Annotated in this window: 1 protein-coding gene; it reads left to right on the top strand. The window is 69.1% G+C overall.

All coding sequences use genetic code 11. The features are described from left to right. Positions 1-498, top strand: a 498-nt coding sequence (locus tag J5M73_RS31145) for a helix-turn-helix transcriptional regulator (RefSeq protein ID WP_207816900.1), incomplete at both ends; no start/stop codon positions are given.

Below are 498 nucleotides of genomic sequence, written 5' to 3'. Positions count from 1 at the left end.
CGCTTCCCCCGCCACCGGCGCGACGCCGCCGCGGGTCGGCGAGCAAATCCAGCGCCTGCGCAACGAGCGCAAGCTCACGCTCGACGATCTGTCGCGCGCCGCCGGCGTGTCGAAATCGATGCTGTCGGAGATCGAGCGCGACAAGGCGAATCCGACGACCGCCGTTGCCTGGCGGCTCACGAACGCACTCGGCATCAGCCTCGACGAGCTGTTCGCGCAACCGAAGGCACCCGAGACGATCCGCGTGGACGGCCCGCATGACATTCCGACGCTCGCCGGCCATGACGCGCAGTATCAATTGCGCGTCTGGGGGCCGATCGAACTCGCGGGCAAGTTCGAATGGTACGAGTTGACGCTGCCGGCGCACGGCGCGCTCGTATCGAACCCGCATGAACCGGGCACACGCGAGCACCTGACCGTGTTGAACGGCGCCGTCGAAATCGAAGCGGCGGGTACCGCGCGGCGGCTGAAGGCGGGCGACACCGCGCGCTACGCGGC

This window comes from Pseudomonas sp. 50_B (assembly GCF_017491625.1).
Classification (GTDB): Bacteria; Pseudomonadota; Gammaproteobacteria; order Pseudomonadales; family Pseudomonadaceae; genus Aquipseudomonas; species Aquipseudomonas danubii.
This window is presented reverse-complemented; position numbering and strand designations above follow the sequence as displayed.